Annotated in this window: 18 protein-coding genes; 10 read left to right on the top strand and 8 right to left on the bottom strand. The window is 37.9% G+C overall.

All coding sequences use genetic code 11. The annotated features are described in order from the left end of the window. The first annotated feature begins 33 nt into the window (after positions 1-33). The 6 genes from GGG_RS0104430 to GGG_RS0104405 all read left to right on the top strand — a co-directional run bounded on the left by GGG_RS0104430 (position 34) and on the right by GGG_RS0104405 (position 5661). A complete protein-coding gene (locus GGG_RS0104430; RefSeq protein WP_010112605.1) occupies positions 34-684 on the top strand; it encodes a phosphoribosylanthranilate isomerase in 651 nt (216 codons plus the stop codon). After that, positions 668-1921 (top strand): tryptophan synthase subunit beta, encoded by a 1254-nt coding sequence (gene trpB, locus GGG_RS0104425; protein ID WP_010112604.1) that lies wholly within the window; start codon positions 668-670, stop codon positions 1919-1921. Before GGG_RS0104430 ends, trpB begins: the two co-directional genes overlap by 17 nt. 247 nt (positions 1922-2168) lie before the next feature. Beyond that, positions 2169-2678 carry a DUF1543 domain-containing protein gene (locus GGG_RS0104420; protein WP_010112603.1) on the top strand — a complete coding sequence of 170 codons (510 nt, stop codon included), beginning with the start codon at positions 2169-2171 and terminating at the stop codon, positions 2676-2678. A gap of 111 nt (positions 2679-2789) precedes the next feature. Beyond that, positions 2790-3332, top strand: coding sequence for a GNAT family N-acetyltransferase (locus GGG_RS0104415; RefSeq protein ID WP_010112601.1), 543 nt, complete (start codon positions 2790-2792; stop codon positions 3330-3332). Between the two features lie 207 nt (positions 3333-3539). After that, complete coding sequence (locus tag GGG_RS0104410; RefSeq protein ID WP_010112600.1) at positions 3540-5183, top strand: nitrite/sulfite reductase; 1644 nt, start codon at positions 3540-3542, stop codon at positions 5181-5183. Beyond that, complete coding sequence (locus GGG_RS0104405) at positions 5176-5661, top strand: DUF934 domain-containing protein (RefSeq protein ID WP_010112598.1); 486 nt, start codon at positions 5176-5178, stop codon at positions 5659-5661. Before GGG_RS0104410 ends, GGG_RS0104405 begins: the two co-directional genes overlap by 8 nt. 77 nt (positions 5662-5738) lie before the next feature. Here the strand turns inward: GGG_RS0104405 and GGG_RS0104400 are convergent, their stop codons facing one another. The 4 genes from GGG_RS0104400 to GGG_RS0104385 form a co-directional block, all read right to left on the bottom strand. After that, positions 5739-6359: a rhomboid family intramembrane serine protease gene (locus GGG_RS0104400; RefSeq protein WP_029574444.1), complete on the bottom strand. Its 621-nt coding sequence runs from the start codon at positions 6357-6359 to the stop codon at positions 5739-5741. Between the two features lie 85 nt (positions 6360-6444). Further along, positions 6445-6885 (bottom strand): VOC family protein, encoded by a 441-nt coding sequence (locus tag GGG_RS0104395; RefSeq protein ID WP_010112596.1) that lies wholly within the window; start codon positions 6883-6885, stop codon positions 6445-6447. A gap of 175 nt (positions 6886-7060) precedes the next feature. Beyond that, positions 7061-8236, bottom strand: coding sequence for a thiolase family protein (locus GGG_RS0104390; RefSeq protein ID WP_010112595.1), 1176 nt, complete (start codon positions 8234-8236; stop codon positions 7061-7063). 115 nt (positions 8237-8351) lie between these two features. Next, positions 8352-8882, bottom strand: coding sequence for a GspH/FimT family protein (locus GGG_RS0104385; protein WP_010112593.1), 531 nt, complete (start codon positions 8880-8882; stop codon positions 8352-8354). A gap of 377 nt (positions 8883-9259) precedes the next feature. Between GGG_RS0104385 and omp38 the strand changes: the two genes are divergently transcribed. From omp38 to GGG_RS0104370, 3 genes are all read left to right on the top strand, one after another. Continuing rightward, positions 9260-10288, top strand: a complete 1029-nt coding sequence (gene omp38 / locus GGG_RS0104380) for an outer membrane protein Omp38 (RefSeq protein WP_010112592.1) — start codon at positions 9260-9262, stop codon at positions 10286-10288. A 96-nt stretch (positions 10289-10384) separates the two neighbouring features. Then, complete coding sequence (locus tag GGG_RS0104375; RefSeq protein WP_010112591.1) at positions 10385-10867, top strand: OmpA family protein; 483 nt, start codon at positions 10385-10387, stop codon at positions 10865-10867. Positions 10868-10963: 96 nt separating this feature from the next. Beyond that, positions 10964-11494, top strand: coding sequence for a cysteine peptidase family C39 domain-containing protein (locus tag GGG_RS0104370; RefSeq protein ID WP_010112590.1), 531 nt, complete (start codon positions 10964-10966; stop codon positions 11492-11494). A 114-nt stretch (positions 11495-11608) separates the two neighbouring features. Here the strand turns inward: GGG_RS0104370 and GGG_RS0104365 are convergent, their stop codons facing one another. From GGG_RS0104365 to GGG_RS0104350, 4 genes are all read right to left on the bottom strand, one after another. Then, the gene (locus tag GGG_RS0104365) at positions 11609-12814 is read right to left on the bottom strand and encodes an RtcB family protein (protein WP_010112589.1); all 1206 of its coding nucleotides are present in this window, start codon (positions 12812-12814) and stop codon (positions 11609-11611) included. Between the two features lie 421 nt (positions 12815-13235). Then, a complete protein-coding gene (locus tag GGG_RS0104360; protein ID WP_010112588.1) occupies positions 13236-14699 on the bottom strand; it encodes an amino acid permease in 1464 nt (487 codons plus the stop codon). Continuing rightward, positions 14696-15733, bottom strand: a complete 1038-nt coding sequence (locus tag GGG_RS0104355) for a class I SAM-dependent methyltransferase (RefSeq protein WP_010112587.1) — start codon at positions 15731-15733, stop codon at positions 14696-14698. Before GGG_RS0104355 ends, GGG_RS0104360 begins: the two co-directional genes overlap by 4 nt. A gap of 72 nt (positions 15734-15805) precedes the next feature. Beyond that, positions 15806-17179, bottom strand: coding sequence for a uracil-xanthine permease family protein (locus GGG_RS0104350; protein WP_010112585.1), 1374 nt, complete (start codon positions 17177-17179; stop codon positions 15806-15808). 174 nt (positions 17180-17353) lie between these two features. Between GGG_RS0104350 and typA the strand changes: the two genes are divergently transcribed. Beyond that, positions 17354-19192, top strand: coding sequence for a translational GTPase TypA (gene typA, locus GGG_RS0104345; RefSeq protein WP_010112583.1), 1839 nt, complete (start codon positions 17354-17356; stop codon positions 19190-19192). Positions 19193-19257: the final 65 nt, after the last annotated feature.

The raw sequence follows: 19257 nt of genomic DNA, 5'->3' as shown, positions 1-19257 counted from the left end.
CTTAGTGAATAACACTGAATTAGAGTGATGAATATGCGTACTCGTGCCAAAATCTGTGGAATTACACGACCACAAGATATTCAAGCCGCTGTTGAAGCAGGTGCAGATGCAATTGGTCTAGTGTTTTATGAACCTAGTCCACGCAATGTATCGATTGAATTGGCAAAACAATTGGCGCAACATATTCCACCCTATGTCAATATTGTCGGATTGTTTGTAAATGCCAGCGCAGAAGAGATTGCACAAGTTTTAGAAGATGTTCCTTTGGATATTCTTCAGTTTCATGGTGATGAAACGGCTGAGCAATGCCAACAGATTGCACAATATAATAAACGTCGTTGGTATAAAGCGATTCAGATCAAACCTGATTTAGACAATTCAGAAATCATTACGACAATTCGGCAATATCAACAGGCTGGTGCGAGTGCTATGCTCTTAGATGCATGGCATCCTGAACTTAAAGGTGGAACTGGACACAGTTTTGACTGGTCACAATTTCCCAAACTGGATATTCCTTTGATATTGGCAGGTGGTTTAAAACCTGAAAATATTGAAGAAGCAATACAAACGACTCAAGCGTATGCGGTTGATGTCAGCGGAGGCGTAGAATCCGCAAAAGGTATTAAAGACCAACAACTCATTGAAAAATTTATGCAAGGAGTCCAACGTGGATCAGCAAAGTAATCAACAAGATAATTTACAAGATCAAGTGATTGACTATACCCAATTTCCAGATCAAAACGGACATTTCGGTATCCATGGCGGACGTTTTGTGTCAGAAACTCTTATGGCTGCTTTAGAGGATTTAGAAAAACTCTATTTCCGTATGAAAGATGATGCTCAGTTTTTGGCAGAATTCGACCGTGATCTTGCCTACTATGTAGGTCGTCCTAGTCCTTTGTATTATGCTGAGCGATGGTCAAAAGAGTTGGGTGGTGCGCAAATTTATTTAAAACGTGAAGATCTGAATCATACAGGCTCGCATAAAGTAAATAACACCATTGGTCAGGCACTGCTTGCAAAGATTTCTGGAAAAAAACGTATTATCGCAGAGACAGGTGCAGGGCAACATGGCGTTGCAACTGCAACCATCGCAGCACGTTTAGGTCTTGAATGTGTCGTTTTCATGGGTGCAGAAGATGTAAAACGTCAAGCCATGAACGTTTATCGTATGCGTTTATTGGGTGCTACAGTTGTTCCTGTGGAGAGCGGTTCTAAAACATTGAAAGATGCGATGAACGAAGCAATGCGTGATTGGGTCACCAATGTTGATTCAACCTATTATGTAATTGGTACGGTTGCAGGGCCGCATCCGTACCCACAATTGGTACGTGATTTCCAATCGATTATTGGTCGTGAAGCACGTAAGCAAATTCAGGAACAAGCAGGGCGTTTACCTGATGCCTTGGTAGCATGTGTAGGCGGTGGTTCAAATGCAATGGGCTTGTTCTATCCATTCTTAAATGACCAAGATGTTAAAATGTACGGTGTTGAAGCAGCAGGCTATGGCATTGAAACAGGTAAACATTCTGCGCCATTAAACGCAGGTCATGTCGGTGTTTTACATGGTAACCGTACTTATTTGATGTCTGATGAACAAGGTCAGATCATTGAAACACATTCGATTTCAGCAGGTTTGGATTATCCAGGTGTAGGCCCTGAACATAGCTTCTTGAAAGATATGCATCGTGTTGAATATGTACCGATCAATGACAATGAAGCTTTACAAGGTTTCCGTGATTTAACCCATATTGAAGGGATTATTCCTGCATTAGAAAGCTCTCATGCTATGGCTTATGTCACTAAACTTGCGCCAACGATGTCTAAGGATCAAATTATTATTGCGACAGTTTCTGGTCGTGGTGATAAAGACTTGATGACTGTGGCACGTATTGATGGCGTGGAAATGGTTGAGATGTAATTGTTTTGGAGGGGGGAGATTGATATTTTTGAGTATCAATCATTTAAATGCAAATCCCTCCCAGCCTCCCTTCAAAAAAGGGAGGAGACCTAGAATTTTTAGGTATCTATTAATCTCTCCCTACCTCTCTGTAGAAAAGGATGGAAGCCCAAGATTTAGATGGATAACAAGTTTTTTATTATCATTCCATCTAAGTCATTATTTAAAAAGATTTCTAATCAACAAGATTCAATTGATTGAGCTTAAAATGTCTAGTTTATTTATCGCCATGCTCGGTGGTCGTCATGCACGTGCCAATACAGAAGTTCACGATGTTGTCCTTGCGGTAGGTGATACGCTTGAAGACATTTATCCTCAACTCAAAAATGCATGGTTTGCTGAGCCACAAGGTTTACATATTGATGCATGGGCAAAGTTACATGGTTTAACTTTTGAGAATAAAAATTATCAAATTCATTTTACCGATGCTCAACCGAATCAAGCTGATCAAAAACTGTGGTTGATCAATCTCGGTGGTTATGATGCACGTGAATTTGGCGAGTTGCATCGCTATGTACTGGTTGTTGCTCAAAACTCTATGGTTGCAAAAGAAAAGGGTAAACAGTATTTTGCAGCGCATTGGCAGAAGCAACATACTGATCGTGTTTTAGACGTGGATGATTGTATTGCAATTGATCAAGTGCATGGACGTTATGTACAGTTGGTTGAGGGTGAATTTGCAGAAGGTATTTGGGAAAATACCTATTTACAGATTTAAAAAGCAAAGTTGTGATTATCTTTTGTTAAAGCAATGGATTGAATGCGATTAAGAATTTAATAAAGGAAAAAATACTGATCAAGAATAAGATTTAAGGAGGAAAGAATCAGAATGAATGTTCAATTTATTGATGAGCTTGCATTAGATACCGAAACAAAATTACAAATTGCGGATTTAATGAAAGCGTGTTTCCCAGAAGAAGACTTTCATGGTCGGCATTATTTTAAACAACTACCGCATTATCGATTATTGCTTAAAAATAAAAACCAACTGATTGGGCAGCTAGGTTTGGATTATCGTGTCATGACTTTAAATGGTGAACCGATCAAGGTACTCGGTGTGATGGAATTTGCAATCTTTCCTCAGTATCAAAAACAAGGTATGGCAAGGCTTTTACTCAATGAACTTGATCAATTGGCACAAAAGTTTCAGACAAATATCGATTTTCTATTTTTAGTTGCAGATCAACATGATTTTTATCGAAAATTTGGTTTTGAATTAACTGCTCAACATGCACGATGGTTAGTGACGGAAGAACATATTAACTATGGCATGAAAGAAGGTTTTTTTGATGATTGCTTGATGTATAAGCAAGTTGGCACAAAACCATGGGTTGAAAATGGGAAGCTCGATTTTATGGGGTATTGGTATTAAACTTCTTATCACATAAATGTATAAGTAATGAATAAATACATCAATACACGAATAAAAACAGTAATTTTGCTTAAAGCACTGCAAATTCAATCGTTATATGATGCTTATCAATAAAATCGCTATTAAATATGTAAAAAACACATTTAGTCGATAGATTAAATCTCGTTATATTGTCCGTCGTTATAATGAAACTACTAGCTGTACGCCATGTATTTATATACTGATTTCGATCAGCAACTGATCAATGAACGTGTTGCACAATTCCGTGATCAAACGGAACGTTATTTAGCGGGTAAACTCACTGAAGATGAGTATCGTCCATTACGTCTACAAAATGGTTTATACGTACAACGCTATGCGCCAATGTTACGTATCGCTGTACCTTATGGTCTAATGAATTCAAACCAATTGCGCAAAATTGCAGAATTGGCAAAAGAATTTGACCGTGGTTATGCACACGTTTCTACACGTCAGAATATTCAATTTAACTGGCCTGCTTTGGAAAATGTACCTGACATGCTTGCAGAGCTTGCGACAGTTCAAATGCATGCCATTCAAACTTCAGGTAATTGTATTCGTAATACCACAACTGACCAATATGCAGGTGTGGTTGCTGGCGAGATTGCAGACCCACGTCCTACGTGTGAATTGATTCGTCAATGGTCAACATTCCATCCTGAGTTTGCATTTTTACCACGTAAATTCAAAATTGCAGTTTCTGCACTTGAAGAAACGGATCGTGCTGCAACTTCATTCCACGATATCGGTGTATATATCGTTAAAAATGAAGCGGGTGAAATTGGTTATAAAATTAAAGTCGGTGGTGGCTTAGGTCGTACACCTGTGATTGGTAGTTTCATTCGTGAATTCTTGCCACGTGAAGATTTGATTGCTTATCTTGAAGCGGTTCTTCGTGTATATAACTTACATGGTCGCCGTGACAATAAATATAAAGCACGTATTAAAATTCTGGTGAAAGCATTAACACCTGCGGTATTTGCTGAGAAAGTAGAAGCGGAATTTGCTCATACGATTCAAACTTTAAAAATCCAGCCTGAAATTTTGAAAAAATTGGATGAAGAATTCACACCATTCGATTATCAAGATTTACCAGATGAAAACTTTGATGCTTTATTTGCAGCGCATCCAAAATTCAAACACTGGTTCAACATCAACACCAATGCACATAAAGTGAAAGGCTATCGTATCGTCACGATTTCGCTTAAACGTGCAGGTATCGCACCGGGTGATATGTCTGTTGAAGAAATGAATTTGATCGCAGATCTTGCTGACAAATATACATTTGGTGAATTGCGTACTACGCATGAACAAAATATTTCATTGGTTGATATTCCGCAAAAAGATTTATTTGAATTGTGGAAAATCCTTGAAAATAACAACATGGCACGAGCACATATTGGTTTTATTACCGATATTATTTGCTGTCCAGGTGGTGATTTCTGTTCTTTGGCAAATGCAAAATCAATTCCAATTTCAGAAGCAATCACACGTCGTTTTGATGATTTAGACACGGTTTATAATTTAGGTCATATCGATTTGAATATTTCAGGTTGTATGAATGCTTGCGGTCATCACCATGTCGGTAATATTGGTATTTTAGGTGTAGATAAAAAAGGTGCTGAATTCTACCAAATTACTTTGGGCGGAAATGCAGACCATGATGCCTCAATTGGTGACATCTTAGGGCCTTCATTTGCAGCGGAAGTTGTACCTGATGTGATTGATGAAATTTTAAATACTTACCTTGATTTACGTACTGAGGGTGAGGAATTTATCGAAACGTATCGCCGTGTCGGCATTCAGCCATTTAAGGAGCGTGCATATGCTTAATACAGCACTTCAAGTCCTCTCTAAAGATGGCGAAATTGCAGATAATACTTATCAAATGATGAGTGAAGAGGGTGTTTTACCGCAAGGTGACGTGGTTTTATTGGTTGATCAATTAGATCAGATTGCCAATATTTCAGGTAAAAAAGCGTTGTATATCACTGTTGATGCTTCACCTGAAGTGAATCAATTTCCATTAGACCAACTTGATGCAATCTTTATTGAGTTTGCTGGTTTTAATGATGGTCGTGGTTATTCTTTTGCAGCGTTGTTACGCCGTCAGGGTTATCAAGGTGAACTTCGTGCAACAGGTGATATTTTTAAAGATGTTTTAAACTATTTAAAACGTTCTGGTTTTGACACTTTTGTGGTGAAAGAAGGCAAAGATATTACTGAAGCTGCTGCGGGTTTAAATGATTTTAAAAATCCATATCAAGCTTCGACAGGTGTTGCTCAGGCACATTATCAAACTGGCGCTTAATTTTTTTAAAGCATAAAAAGCTGGACCAAAGTCCAGCTTTTTTACATGTAGAGATTGGTTGTTGTATTCAGCGATATTTAAAAGAAAGGCGTATCAATAAACTTATAGAAGAAAGCTGTACCAAGCGATGGTGCAAGGAGCAGTGGAAATAAGAAACCATAAACTGCACCAGTGATATGAGCTCGATGATCAATCAGTGGAGAATGCCCTGAGCGAATCGCATACATGCTATAACACAGATAAATTGTTCCAAAAATAATGGCAGGAATAGGAATAAAATAGATATAAATCATTCCCCATGGATCAAATAAAATAGCACTAAAAAGTACAGCATTGACTGCGCCGGATGCACCTAAGCTACGATAAGAATTTAAGTTGCGATACTGAATATAACTGGGAATTGCAGCCACAATAATGGCGCTACAATAAAACAGTACAAAACCCATACCACTTAAATAGTCACGAAAAAACCATTCAATACTTCTTCCGAAGAAATAAAGTGTGAACATATTAAAGAAAAGATGCATACCATCATTATGAATAAAACCATGAGTCAAAAAGCGATCATATTGACCCTGTTTAATCGCTGAAATATTAAAAATCAAACGATTCATGATATTACGATGTTGCCAAGCAGCAATAGAAGTCAAAATCGTAATGATAATAATCAGAATAGTATGTGTAAGACCAGTCATCATCTTGTTATAAATTATGTTGAAATATGTGATGCAATATAACCTAAATGATTTCAAATCAATAGGCTATATTGTATGTGAATAAAAATTATTCAGTGATTAACTGGCAGTTAATCATCCATTTCACACCAAATTGATCGGTAAAAGCACCATATAAAGCGCCCCAAAATGTCTTGTCTAAAGGCATTTCAATGTCACCATTTACAGACAATGCATTGAAAAGACGCTGAGCTTCATCTTCTTCATGGGCTTCTAAATTGATAGAAATATAATGGTTATTTCCTTTGTTGAAAGGAGCACTATTTTGAGCACAAAACTGTTCAGAAGTATCTGAGCCCATTAAAACCGTAAAATCATTAATGGGTAAAGAAACATGGAGAATATAATCTTTCTCTTTTTCAGAAACTTGTGCATCGGGCAGTTCTGAATAGCGTTTAATAAAAGAAAAATCTCCGCCAAATACTGACTTATAAAAATTAAAAGCCGCTTCGGTTTCACCCTGAAAATTTAAATAGTGATTCAGTTGCATACTAGAAATCCATTTTGTTGTTTTGAGGAGATTAATCTAGCAGTTAGATGCTTAAAATTTGATGAATATTTTGTAATCGGAAATAAAAAATCCTCCAATCAATGGAGGATTTTTGTTGCCTAAGTTTATTAAAATTAAAAGCTTTAACAAAGATTACGGCGATATTGCTAACCTATTATAAAAGTTCAATCGCAACAGCAGTTGCTTCACCACCACCGATACAAAGTGCAGCAATACCTTTCTTGCCACCTGTACGTTTAAGTGCATGAATCAAAGTTAAAATGATACGAGAACCTGTTGAACCAACTGGATGACCTAATGCACATGCACCACCGTTGATGTTAACTTTTTCGATGTCAAGTTTAAAATCGTCAACCGGACACATGGTCACCATTGCAAAGGCTTCATTGATTTCCCAAAGGTCAACGTCCTGTGCATCCCAACCTGTTTTGTTTAAAACTTTTTGGATTGCGCCAACAGGAGCAATGGTAAACTCAGAAGGGTGTTGTGAATTTGATGCATAAGCAACAATTTTAGCCAGTGGTTTTAAGCCCTTTTCAGTAGCATAATCTGAAGATGTTAGGACTAGTGCTGATGCGCCATCTGAAATCGAACTTGCATTTGCAGCAGTAATCGTACCGTCTTTAGCAAAAGCTGGACGCAAAGTTGGAATTTTTGCAATATTGGCATTAAAAGGTTGTTCATCTTTGTCAACAACGACATCGCCTTTACGCGTAGACACAGTCACAGGCGTGATTTCGTCCGCGAAATAACCTTCTGTAATGGCTTTTTGAGCACGCTGTAGTGAGCGAATTGCAAAATCATCCATTTGTTCACGTGTATAACCACGAGTATTTGCCATATCTTGGGCAAATGAACCCATTAAACGACCTGTTTCAGCATCTTCTAAACCATCAAAAAACATGTGATCTTTGATTTCGCCATGACCCATGCGGTAACCACCACGAGCTTTAGGCAATAAATAAGGTGCATTGGTCATCGATTCCATACCACCAGCAACTACCACCTCAGCAGAACCTGCTTTGATTGCATCAGCCGCTTGCATTACTGCTTTCATGCCAGAACCACATAATTTATTAATGGTTACAGCACCAGTAGAATCAGGAAGACCTGCTTTACGCATTGCTTGGCGAGCTGGGCCTTGTTTTAAACCTGCTGGAAGTACGCAACCCATAATGACTTCTTGTACATCACTCGGTTGTAAACCCGCACGAGCAACGGCTTCTTTAATCGTCACAGCACCTAAATCAGGAGCAGTTACGTCCGCAAGACTTCCTTGAAATCCGCCCATTGCGGTACGTGCACCATTCACAATTACGATGTCAGTCATTGTTCTATTCTCCAATCAGTATTCTATGATTTTTCAAAAACCTTAGCAGTATATAAAAAACTGATTCAGAAGAAAGTAGCAATATTGAATATAAGTAGACTGTAGTGACCAGTTTTTAACAATTACGATTTGGCTCAGGGCGGATATTTCCCATTCTACCGATATTTAGTTTTAGATTATTTTCTGGATGAGCTGCACCGCAATAATAAAAACTTCCCGGTGCGCCTCTGGGTAATCCTGTATCACCTTGTAATGTGAGTACATAGGTGCTGCTTGAACTACCGACCCAAGTCAAGCGTCCATATTTAATGTTATGTTCAGTTTTAAAGAGTATATGCTCATCCGCATCGACTGATTTATTCCGATTTTTATCGGTAAAGATCACAACACCGTTATTCCATTGGTTATCTTGGCATTGTATTAAATTTTCCGATGAACAGATTACGACAGGCAGATGCAGTAGCAAGGCTTGACTTTTTGCAAATGATAAATATTGTTGAGTCAAAGGTTTGATCGAGTTAAGTTCTTGCTTTTGCATTAAATTATGGTAATAAGGAAAGCAAATTAAACTTAAAATTGAGATTATTGAAATAGTTACAATCAGTTCAAACAGGGTAAACCCGTTATCTTTACAATAAAAGTACATAATAAAATCTTCTGTTGTTGTGTGTTTTTATTTGATAAATAATGTTTTTTCTTTTAAATTTGTCTCAAAGGTAATTGTAGTAAAATATTTATTACTATCGTATTCTTTTGCTGTTAAAATAAAAGTAGCAAAAAGATAAGCGATTCATGAAGAAAAATTGAGTAAAAATTTACCGAATTACAACGGAAATTGTAAGTAATTTTGTCAATAATTTACTTGATTAAAGTTATCAAGCACTTGGAAAAAGAATCAAGTGCTTGTATGATTCAACATGAATAGCTTAAAAATAATACTGGGGTATTAAAATCTATCTCAGGATAGCCAATAAATTTTAGGCTAAGCTTGAACAAAACAATTGTTATCTCTGGAGGATATCCATGAAATTGAGTCGTATCGCACTTGCAATGCTTGTTGCTGCGCCATTCGCTGCTGCTAACGCTGGTGTAACTATTACACCTTTAATGCTTGGTTACACTTTCCAAGATTCTCAACACAATAACGGTGGTGACAAGGGCGAGTTAACTAACGGTCCTGAGCTACAAAACGATTTATTCGTTGGTGCTGCTGTTGGTGTTGAGCTTACTCCATGGTTAGGTTTTGAAGCTGAATATAACCAAGTTAAAGGTGACTTAGACGGTACTGGCGTTGCTGGTTCTGAATATAAGCAAAAACAAATCAATGGTAACTTCTATGTTACTTCTGATTTGATCACTAAAGACTATGATAGCAAAATCAAACCTTACGTTTTATTAGGTGCTGGTCATTATAAATATGAATTAGACGACATGTCTTACCATAGTGATGAAGAAGGTACTTTGGGTAACGCTGGTTTTGGTGCTTTCTGGCGCTTAAACGATGCTTTATCTCTTCGTACAGAAGCTCGTAGTACTTATAACTTTGATGAAAAATTCTGGAACTATACTGCTCTTGCAGGTCTTAACGTAGTTCTAGGTGGTCACTTGAAGCCTGCTGCTCCTGTAGTAGAAGTTGCTCCAGTTGTTCCAGCTCCAGTTCCAGTAGCTCCTGAGCCACAACAGTTGACTGAAGACTTGAACATGGAACTTCGTGTGTTCTTTGATACAAACAAATCAAACATCAAAGACCAATACAAGCCAGAAGTTGCGAAAGTAGCTGAAAAATTAACTGAATTCCCGAATGCGACTGCTCGTATTGAAGGTCACACAGATAATACTGGTCCACGTAAGTTAAACGAACGTTTATCTTTAGCTCGTGCTAACTCTGTTAAATCAGCGCTAGTAAGCGAATACAACATCGATGCATCTCGTTTGTCTACTCAAGGTTTCGCTTGGGATCAACCGATTGCTGACAACAAAACTAAAGAAGGTCGTGCTATGAACCGTCGTGTATTCGCGACGATCACTGGTAGCCGTACTGTAACTCAATAATTTATTGAGAATAAAAAAGCGACTCGTCAGAGTCGCTTTTTTTTATAAATCAAATATAATAGTTAAAATATCTAAATAAAGAATGAATTAAAAGTAATGAATGAAAATTTATTGATCAGTATCGTAAGTAAACTTTGTATCGTTTTAGCCTTTATCAGCTTAAATGGCTGTAGCAATACTGTTTCCAATCCATCTATGAATTCGATCCAAATAGAATATCCGAAAGAAACAACGGCTTTAAAAAAAGGTTTAGAAATTTACTTTAAAAATAAATCGACTGAAATAGATGAACAGTATCGACCGACTTTATCTATTGCTTCACAGCTATTGAAAAATAATAAAAATTTTATTCTACAAATAGAAGGGCATACTGACAGTTCAGGCTCATTAGCAGCGAATAATAAGGTATCTATCATTCGTGCAAATAGAGTGAGAGACTTTATTCTGAATGAATATCATGTGAATCCTGATCAACTCATTGCAACAGGCTTAGGGCCAACAAAACCAATCGCAAATAATAGTACGGCAGATGGGCGAGCAAAAAACAGAAGAGTGACTGTAACCTTAAAAATCCAGTAATTTGATGGCTAAAGTAATTTGAATAACTTTGATATAAAGCTATAAGCCTAAACGTATTATAATGAATGCTTCTTTTTCTTCGTTTTAGTCTAAAATATGAGCTTGCAACTTCCCAAACAATTGGTTGATCTCGAAGCGAATTGTGGGATGTTTGCTGTGTGGGTGGTGTTACAGCATTATTCAATCCAAATTGAAATAGAGCAACTTACCAAACTTTGCCATTATGATCTTGAGGATGGAACTTTTAGTATTGGATTGGCTGTAGGATTGAAAAAGTTAGGCTTTGATATTACTTTTTATACAGATAATGATCTAAATATTCATGAAAAGGAAATCAGTTGTTATGCTGAAGCTCGTTCTTTAAATATTCCAATTCATAAAACATTGCCTTATTCAGGTATTCAAAAAATGGTTGAACAAGGGCTTTTTGCAATTGTTTATTACGATACTTTGGACGGTGTTGGTAACCATTCTTTGGTATATTCAATAGATGAAAAGGAAATTTGTTTCTTTGATAGTTTTGATGCGATGTCTGTAACTGTATTTGAACAACAGCGTAAAGCTGAGGGAATTTGCCAACAAGTCATTATCATTGGTGATTATCATCAACCTATTCGATATAGTTGATTGATGATTCATCTCAGTAAATCAACATTGACTGAGATGAAGTCTGAGTTAAGTTGTCTGGGTTAAGTTGCTACAATTCAAGTGAAATCATTGAAAAGTGAGATGAATTTGAAATTAACCTTTAATGCATAATACTTGTTTAAGCGTATGCACCACTTCAATCAGATCACTTTGATTGGCCATAACTTGGTGAATATCTTTATAAGCACTTGGTATTTCATCAACAACACCTTTGTCCTTACGACATTCAATACCTTGAGTTTGCTCAATTAAGTCTTGCTGATTAAATAGGTTTTTGGCTTTAGTTCGACTCATTTTTCTGCCTGCACCATGTGAACATGAGCAAAAAGATTCAGGGTTTCCTTTACCTTTGACGATAAAAGATTGCGCACCCATTGAGCCAGGAATAATACCGTATTCATCCAATCCTGCTCGAATTGCACCTTTACGTGTTACAAAAACCTCCTCACCAAAATGAAGCTCTTTTTGTACATAGTTATGATGACAATTAATCGCTTCTTTTGTCATTTGGAAGCTAGGTAGTAAAGGGCGAATAGCTTCTAAAATTAAACGCATCATTTCACGTCTATTTTCAAAAGCATACTCTTGTGCCCATTCTACAGCTTCAACATAATCATCAAAGTTGGTAGAGCCTTCCGCAAAGTAACTTAAATCTTTGTCAGGGACATGCCCAAAACGATGTTGAGCCTCTTTCTTAGCACGTTCGATAAAATAAGTACCAATTACATTGCCAAGACCGCGACTACCTGAGTGTAACATCACCCAAATATCATCATTTTCATCAATACACAGTTCGATAAAGTGATTACCACCGCCCAATGTACCCAGTTGTTTTTGCCATGTTGAATCAAAGCTTCGCAACATACGTTTAAGTGCGGGATGTTTATCTGTAATTAATTTTAGCTTTTTATCTAAAGGTGAAAGGGTGGATGCTTTGGCTTTGACTTGTTTATGCATTTCAAAACCAACAGGTACTTTTCTTTCAATCGCATTGCGTAAAGCGCTTAAATTATCAGGTAATTGCCCTGCTTTTAGACTAATGCGTAAAGCATTCATTCCGCAGCCAATATCCACACCTACAGCAGCAGGAATAATGGCATTTTTAGTTGGAATCACACTGCCAACCGTTGCACCTTTACCCAAATGCACATCAGGCATGACTGCAATATGGGAGTGAATAAATTGCAATTGTGCCATTTTACGCAATTGAGTTAAGCTTTCTTCATCCACATCTTGAGTATAAATTTTTACAGGAACGCCATATTCCGCTTTGGCGTTTAAAATCATTTGTATGCTCATTTTCTTTCTCAAAGCAAATTATTTTTATTGTCCGATATTGTTTTAAAAGGGCTTCATTTGAATACTAAATTCAAATTTTAGACCATAAAAAAACCTAGCGAATGCTAGGTTGAAACTGACATTCGGACACTTGGGATTAATTCAGTGCCCGTGAGTAGACGACTGCTTAATCTTATTTAAAATTTCTCTCTTGTTTCGGCATGTCATACTCCTTATATTTTGGGGTTTGCTTAAACCACAGTGAATGAAAATCTTTTGGTTGTAAATGAACCAATGGCGGCTATTTTATAAATAAAAAAGAGTTTGTCAAATGATTTAAAAATATTTTTAAAACGGCGTTGTTTATTTTTAAATAATGATACTGTGAAAATTCAATAAAAAAGCAGCTCGAAAGCTGCTTTTATTACATCAATTTTAAAAATTATTCTTTATCAACATCAAAAGGTTGTACATCCATTTCTTTGTATGAAATGAGTTTGCTACGATGTTTCCATTTATAACCTAACCAAATTGCAAGGAATAATGGAATACTGATATAAGTAGAGATGACACTCATCCAGTTACCATCGAGTACGGCTTGATAGTTTTGACCAAGCACAACGATTGTACAGAGGATGAAGGCAAACCAAGGTGCAAATGGGAAAAATTTGGCACGATAAGCTAAATCCTCAAGCTTATAACCTTGAGCTAAATAGCCTTTACGGAAACGGTAATGTGAAATCGCAATACCCAACCAAACAATGAATCCACACATACCAGACATGTTGAGTAACCACGTAAATACTTGGTTTTCACCAATAAATGTGGTTAAAAAACAAAGTGCTGCAATCGCAGTGGTGGCATACAAAGCATTCATTGGAACGCCACGTAGGTCTAATTTACCAAAGCATTTCGGCGCACGACCTTCACGAGCCATACCAAAAAGCATACGGGTAGATGAATACATGCCTGAATTACCTGCTGAAAGAATCGCAGTTAAAATCACAGCATTCATCAAACCTGCAGCGAAAGCTAAACCTGCTTTTTCATACAACAAGGTAAATGGTGAAAGGGTAATATTACCGTCACCCTCAGCAGCTAAAGCAAGGTTTGGATCTGTATACGCAATCAATGTTCCGATAATGAAAATACACAAGATATAGAATAAAAGAATACGCCAAAAGATTTGTTTGATCGCAATTGGAATGGTCTTTTTCGGATCTTTAGATTCACCTGCAGCAACCCCAACCATTTCAGTACCTTGGAATGAGAATCCTGCAATCATGGCTACACCAACCAATGCTTGGAAACCACCGACAAAAGGTGCTTCACCAAGCGTCCAGTTTGTCATTACAGATTGAGTTGGATCAAGCATGATTTTTCCAATCATGAATAAACCAATCACAATAAAGAAGATGATTGCAACGACTTTGACCAATGAGAATAGGAATTCACTTTCACCAAAACCTTTAACTGTTAAGGCATTGATAAAGAAGATAATGGCAAGGAATAGGGCACTCCACCAAAATCCTGGGATATCGGGGAACCAAAATTTCATGATGAATTGGACGGCAACAAGTTCAAATGCGACTGTAATCGCCCAGTTATACCAATAGTTCCAACCGAGTGCGAAACCGAAGCCTTCTTCAACATATTTATTACCATAGGTAAAGAATGCACCAGATGTCGGATTGTGTGTTGCTAACTCACCTAAACTGGTCATCAAGAAATAAATCATGATTCCAATGAGTGCATAAGCGAGCAATGCACCACCCGGACCAGCGGTTGCAATGGTTTGACCTGAGGCAAGGAATAAACCTGTACCAATAGAACCGCCGATGGCGATCATATTTAAATGTCGAGCCCCAAGTTTTCGCTTGAGTTCTGGATGACCTGTTTCGCTCATCGTTCTTCCTTAAGATTTTTTTGAGTGTTGGCGAACAGCACTTTAAAGCCTTGTTGATCGGCCTTAGTCGTACATTGACTAAAGCTCTGCTCAATGAGTAATGGGTAATTTAGGAAACGGTTTGCCACAATCCATAGTTCACCACCAGATTTTAAATGGCGTCGTGCAGTTTTGCACAAAGTCTCACTGGCATTGTAATCAGTCTGAATACCTTGGTGAAATGGAGGGTTGCTGACAATCGCATGTAAAAATAAAGGTGCATCTTCGATGCCTGTTACTGCTTTTATTTCGAGTTGTTCTAAAGGTAAATTATTTTTTTCAAAAGTCATTTGTGTAGATGCCAATGCAAAAGCATCAACATCTAAAGCAAAAATACGATTTTTAGGATTCAATTTAGATAAATAAGCACTGATTACTCCTGCACCACAACCAAAATCTGCAATTTTTCCAGAAGTCACTTGTTTTAAATAAGGGAGTAAAACAGCAGTACCAATATCTAAATGATTTTGACTAAATACACCAGGAAGAGCGCAAATCGTCAGTTCACCAGCAGGTGTTTCCACATTGTATTGTTGAGCCCATTGTTGTAATGGTTTTGCTGTAACTGTGGTATTGGTGGTCAATTGCCACATTTGGCAATGCCGAGCGCTGTCCAATTTAGTTGCTTGACCATAAGGTTGTAGCTGTTTTGATGCACGTTCAACGCCACCTTTCTTTTCTCCAACGAGGAAAATAGAAGCACCGACAGGTAGACGACTGACTAAATTATGCAGAATATAGTTCAAGAGCTCTTTTGATTTTGGAACAAAAATCACAGCTTGATCAAAGCTAGATTCAGGAAGATCTGTACCAAAATGTACATCTGCTTTTAGATTCTGGAAATACTGTAATTCGTTGTAGTTCCACGTCCAAACGCTTGCTTCGATGTCATGAGCTAAATTTGAAAGTAAATCATCCGTTGGCGCATTGACCAATAATACTCGTCCAGAAAGATAGTCATGCTGTCGAATGACAACTTCACTTCTTGGCTCCATATTCACCATCCATCATAAAAAGTTAGAGCAATAATGCCCAGTCTAAGCTGGGCATTATAAAGAATAGATTTACTATTTTTTAGTTTCAGGTAAAACTAAATTTAAAATCAAAGCTGCTAGGCCACCTGTGGCAACACCTGAGCTAAAAATATTGCGGACTAATTCTGGTAAATGTTCCAAGATTTGAGGTACTTGTGCAACACCCAAACCTAGACCCAAAGAAATTGCAATGATCAGAAGAGCGCGACGATCTAATTGAATTCCCGATAAAATGTTAATTCCAGATGCAGCAACAGCACCAAACATGACCATTACAGCACCACCAAGCACAGCTTGAGGAACGGCTTGAATAACACCTGCAACAGCAGGGAATAAGCCAAGAATGATCAATAATACGGCAATCCAAATGCCGACATAGCGACTTGCAACACCCGTGAGCTGAATAACACCATTATTTTGTGCAAATACAGAACTTGGGAATGTATTGAAAATACCAGCTAAGAAAGAGTTGGCACCATTCACTAAAACACCACCTTTGATACGTTCCATCCAAACAGGACCATCAACAGGTTGATTAGAAATCTTAGATGTTGCTGTTACATCACCAATCGCTTCTAAAGAGGTAACCAAGTAAATAAAAGCCATTGGAATAAATAAGCTCCAAGAAAAGCTAATTCCAAAATGCATCGGTGATGGGATTTGAATTAAAGGTGCGTCTTTTAAACCAGAAAAGTTTAAATAACCCATAAAGCCTGCAAGAACATAACCCACCACTAAGGCAATTAAAATTGCTGAGCTTTTTACCCAAACAACTTTTACACGATTCAGTAGGATGATAATTGCAAGTACAGTGCATGACATAATGAGGTTGTCGGCACTGGCAAAGGTCTTATCTGACATGGCTTGATAACCACCACCCATGCTGATCAGACCTTCTTTAATTAAGGTCAAGCCAATTAACAGAACAACAATACCCGTCACCAAAGGTGTAATGAGCTTTTTAACCCAAGGTAAAATGCGAGATACACCCATTTCAATAAATGAGCCAGCAATGACCACACCAAAAATAGAAGCCATTACAGCTTCAACAGGTGTACCAGCTGCGACCATGGCTGAACCGATACCGATCATTGGCCCAATAAAGTTAAAACTTGTTCCCTGAACAATCAGTAGACCTGCACCAAATGGCCCAATTTTTTTACATTGTAAATACGTTGCAACACCAGAAATAACCAATGACATTGAAAGAATCATGTTGGTATCTTGTGGCGAAACACCTAAAGCTAAACAGATCAGTAAACCTGGTGTTACAATTGGAACAATAATCGCTAATAAATGTTGTAAGGCCGCAAAAAAAGCGATAAGTGGTTTTGGACGATCATTTAGATCATAAACAAGGTCGATTTGACCCTGAGTTTGTTTGGGAGGGGTATTAAAATCAGACATGACCACAATGGGAGAAGCAGCAAGATGGCGCTATTCTAATCGCTTTACATGCCATTACAAAACAAAAAACAGGTCCTTGTGAAAAAAACTTGTAACTGTCAATAAACTGTCACTACTAAAAGTTAAGATTTTTCTGTATAATTTGCCCTCAAATTTAAAGCGTATCGAATTTACATGTCTGATATTAAAACTCTCCGTAACATTGCCATCATTGCGCACGTCGATCATGGTAAAACCACTCTGGTAGACAAACTTCTGCAACAATCTGGTGCTCTCGGTGATCGCGCGGGTGAGATCGAGCGTGTCATGGATTCGAATGCGTTAGAATCTGAGCGTGGTATTACCATTCTTGCAAAAAACACTGCAATTAAATGGTTAGACAAACGTACTGACACTGAATACCGCATCAACATTGTTGACACCCCGGGACATGCTGATTTCGGTGGTGAGGTTGAACGTGTTATGTCTATGGTTGATTGCGTACTTCTTCTTGTAGATTCTCAAGAAGGTCCAATGCCACAAACTCGTTTCGTAACGCAAAAAGCGTTCGCGCGTGGTTTGAAACCAATCGTGATCATTAACAAAGTAGATAAGCCAAGTGCTCGTCCAGATTGGGTTATCGATCAAGTATTTGATTTATTTGATAACCTTGGCGGTACTGACGAACAGTTAGACTTCCCAATCGTTTATGCATCAGGTTTACGTGGTGTTGCTGGTCCATCTCCAGAAGAACTAGCGGAAGATATGACGCCGTTGTTCGAAACGATTGTAGACATCGTTGAGCCACCATCTGTTGATGCTGATGGCCCATTCCAAATGCAAATTTCATCACTTGACTATAATAGTTTCGTTGGTGTAATCGGTGTTGGTCGTATTCAACGTGGTTCAATCAAAACAAATACACCTGTAACAGTAATCGATAAAGATGGTAAGACTCGTAACGGTCGTATCTTAAAAATTATGGGTTACCACGGTTTAGAGCGTGTTGATGTTGATACTGCACAAGCGGGTGATATCGTATGTATCACTGGTTTAGATGCGTTGAACATTTCTGACACCATCTGTGATCCTAAAAATGTTGAAGCTTTACCGCCATTGTCTGTAGATGAACCTACAGTTTCGATGACTTTCCAAGTAAACAACTCTCCGTTTGCTGGTAAAGAAGGTAAGTTTGTAACTTCACGTAATATCCGCGAACGTTTAGATCGTGAATTGATCCATAACGTAGCATTACGTGTTGAAGATACTGACAGTCCAGACCGTTTCAAAGTTTCTGGTCGTGGTGAGCTTCACCTTTCAGTATTGATCGAAACAATGCGTCGTGAAGGCTTCGAGATGGGTGTTTCTCGTCCGCAAGTCATCATGAAAGAAGTTGATGGTGAAACTCAAGAGCCTTACGAAAACGTAACTTTTGACGTTGAAGAGCAGCATCAAGGTTCTGTAATGGAACAAATGGGTAACCGTAAAGGCGAGTTAACCAATATGGAAGTCGACGGTAAAGGTCGTATGCGTATTGAAGCAACTGTACCTTCACGTGGCTTGATTGGTTTCCGTTCTGAATTCTTAACCATTACTTCTGGTACTGGTATTATGACTTCAAGCTTCTCGCATTATGGCCCTGCTAAACAAGGTGCTGTTGCGAAGCGTCAAAACGGTGTACTTGTTTCAATGGTAAACGGTACATGTTTAGCTTTCGCTTTGTTCACTCTACAAGATCGTGGTCGTCTATTTGCTGAACCACAATTAGAAGTGTATGAAGGTATGATTGTTGGTATGAACTCACGTTCAGACGACATGACTGTGAACCCAACAAAAGCGAAACAGTTAACCAACATGCGTGCATCTGGTACAGATGAAGCTTTAACATTGACACCTGCAATTAAATTCACGCTTGAACAAGCTTTAGAATTTATTGAAGATGATGAGTTAGTTGAAGTAACACCTAAGTCAGTTCGTATTCGTAAAAAATTCTTAACTGAAAATGATCGTAAACGTGCTGCTCGTGGTATGTAATCGTTTCATCTAGAAATTGTAAAATTTCTATAAAAAACCGCAACTCGTCAGAGAGTTGCGGTTTT

The organism is Acinetobacter sp. P8-3-8, assembly GCF_000214135.1.
In the GTDB taxonomy this organism is placed as follows: Bacteria; Pseudomonadota; Gammaproteobacteria; order Pseudomonadales; family Moraxellaceae; genus Acinetobacter.
This window is presented reverse-complemented; position numbering and strand designations above follow the sequence as displayed.

Coding starts and splice junctions, on each gene's coding strand:
- GGG_RS0104365 (WP_010112589.1), bottom strand. CDS start 12,814: ATGAGCATACAAATGATTTTAAACGCCAAAGCGGAATATGGCGTTCCT.
- GGG_RS0104350 (WP_010112585.1), bottom strand. CDS start 17,179: ATGTCTGATTTTAATACCCCTCCCAAACAAACTCAGGGTCAAATCGAC.
- GGG_RS0104415 (WP_010112601.1), top strand. CDS start 2,790: ATGAATGTTCAATTTATTGATGAGCTTGCATTAGATACCGAAACAAAA.
- GGG_RS0104430 (WP_010112605.1), top strand. CDS start 34: ATGCGTACTCGTGCCAAAATCTGTGGAATTACACGACCACAAGATATT.
- GGG_RS0104370 (WP_010112590.1), top strand. CDS start 10,964: ATGAGCTTGCAACTTCCCAAACAATTGGTTGATCTCGAAGCGAATTGT.
- GGG_RS0104420 (WP_010112603.1), top strand. CDS start 2,169: ATGTCTAGTTTATTTATCGCCATGCTCGGTGGTCGTCATGCACGTGCC.
- GGG_RS0104360 (WP_010112588.1), bottom strand. CDS start 14,699: ATGAGCGAAACAGGTCATCCAGAACTCAAGCGAAAACTTGGGGCTCGA.
- typA (WP_010112583.1), top strand. CDS start 17,354: ATGTCTGATATTAAAACTCTCCGTAACATTGCCATCATTGCGCACGTC.
- GGG_RS0104355 (WP_010112587.1), bottom strand. CDS start 15,733: ATGGAGCCAAGAAGTGAAGTTGTCATTCGACAGCATGACTATCTTTCT.
- omp38 (WP_010112592.1), top strand. CDS start 9,260: ATGAAATTGAGTCGTATCGCACTTGCAATGCTTGTTGCTGCGCCATTC.
- GGG_RS0104410 (WP_010112600.1), top strand. CDS start 3,540: ATGTATTTATATACTGATTTCGATCAGCAACTGATCAATGAACGTGTT.
- GGG_RS0104395 (WP_010112596.1), bottom strand. CDS start 6,885: ATGCAACTGAATCACTATTTAAATTTTCAGGGTGAAACCGAAGCGGCT.
- GGG_RS0104405 (WP_010112598.1), top strand. CDS start 5,176: ATGCTTAATACAGCACTTCAAGTCCTCTCTAAAGATGGCGAAATTGCA.
- GGG_RS0104400 (WP_029574444.1), bottom strand. CDS start 6,359: ATGATGACTGGTCTTACACATACTATTCTGATTATTATCATTACGATT.
- GGG_RS0104375 (WP_010112591.1), top strand. CDS start 10,385: ATGAATGAAAATTTATTGATCAGTATCGTAAGTAAACTTTGTATCGTT.
- GGG_RS0104390 (WP_010112595.1), bottom strand. CDS start 8,236: ATGACTGACATCGTAATTGTGAATGGTGCACGTACCGCAATGGGCGGA.
- GGG_RS0104385 (WP_010112593.1), bottom strand. CDS start 8,882: ATGTACTTTTATTGTAAAGATAACGGGTTTACCCTGTTTGAACTGATT.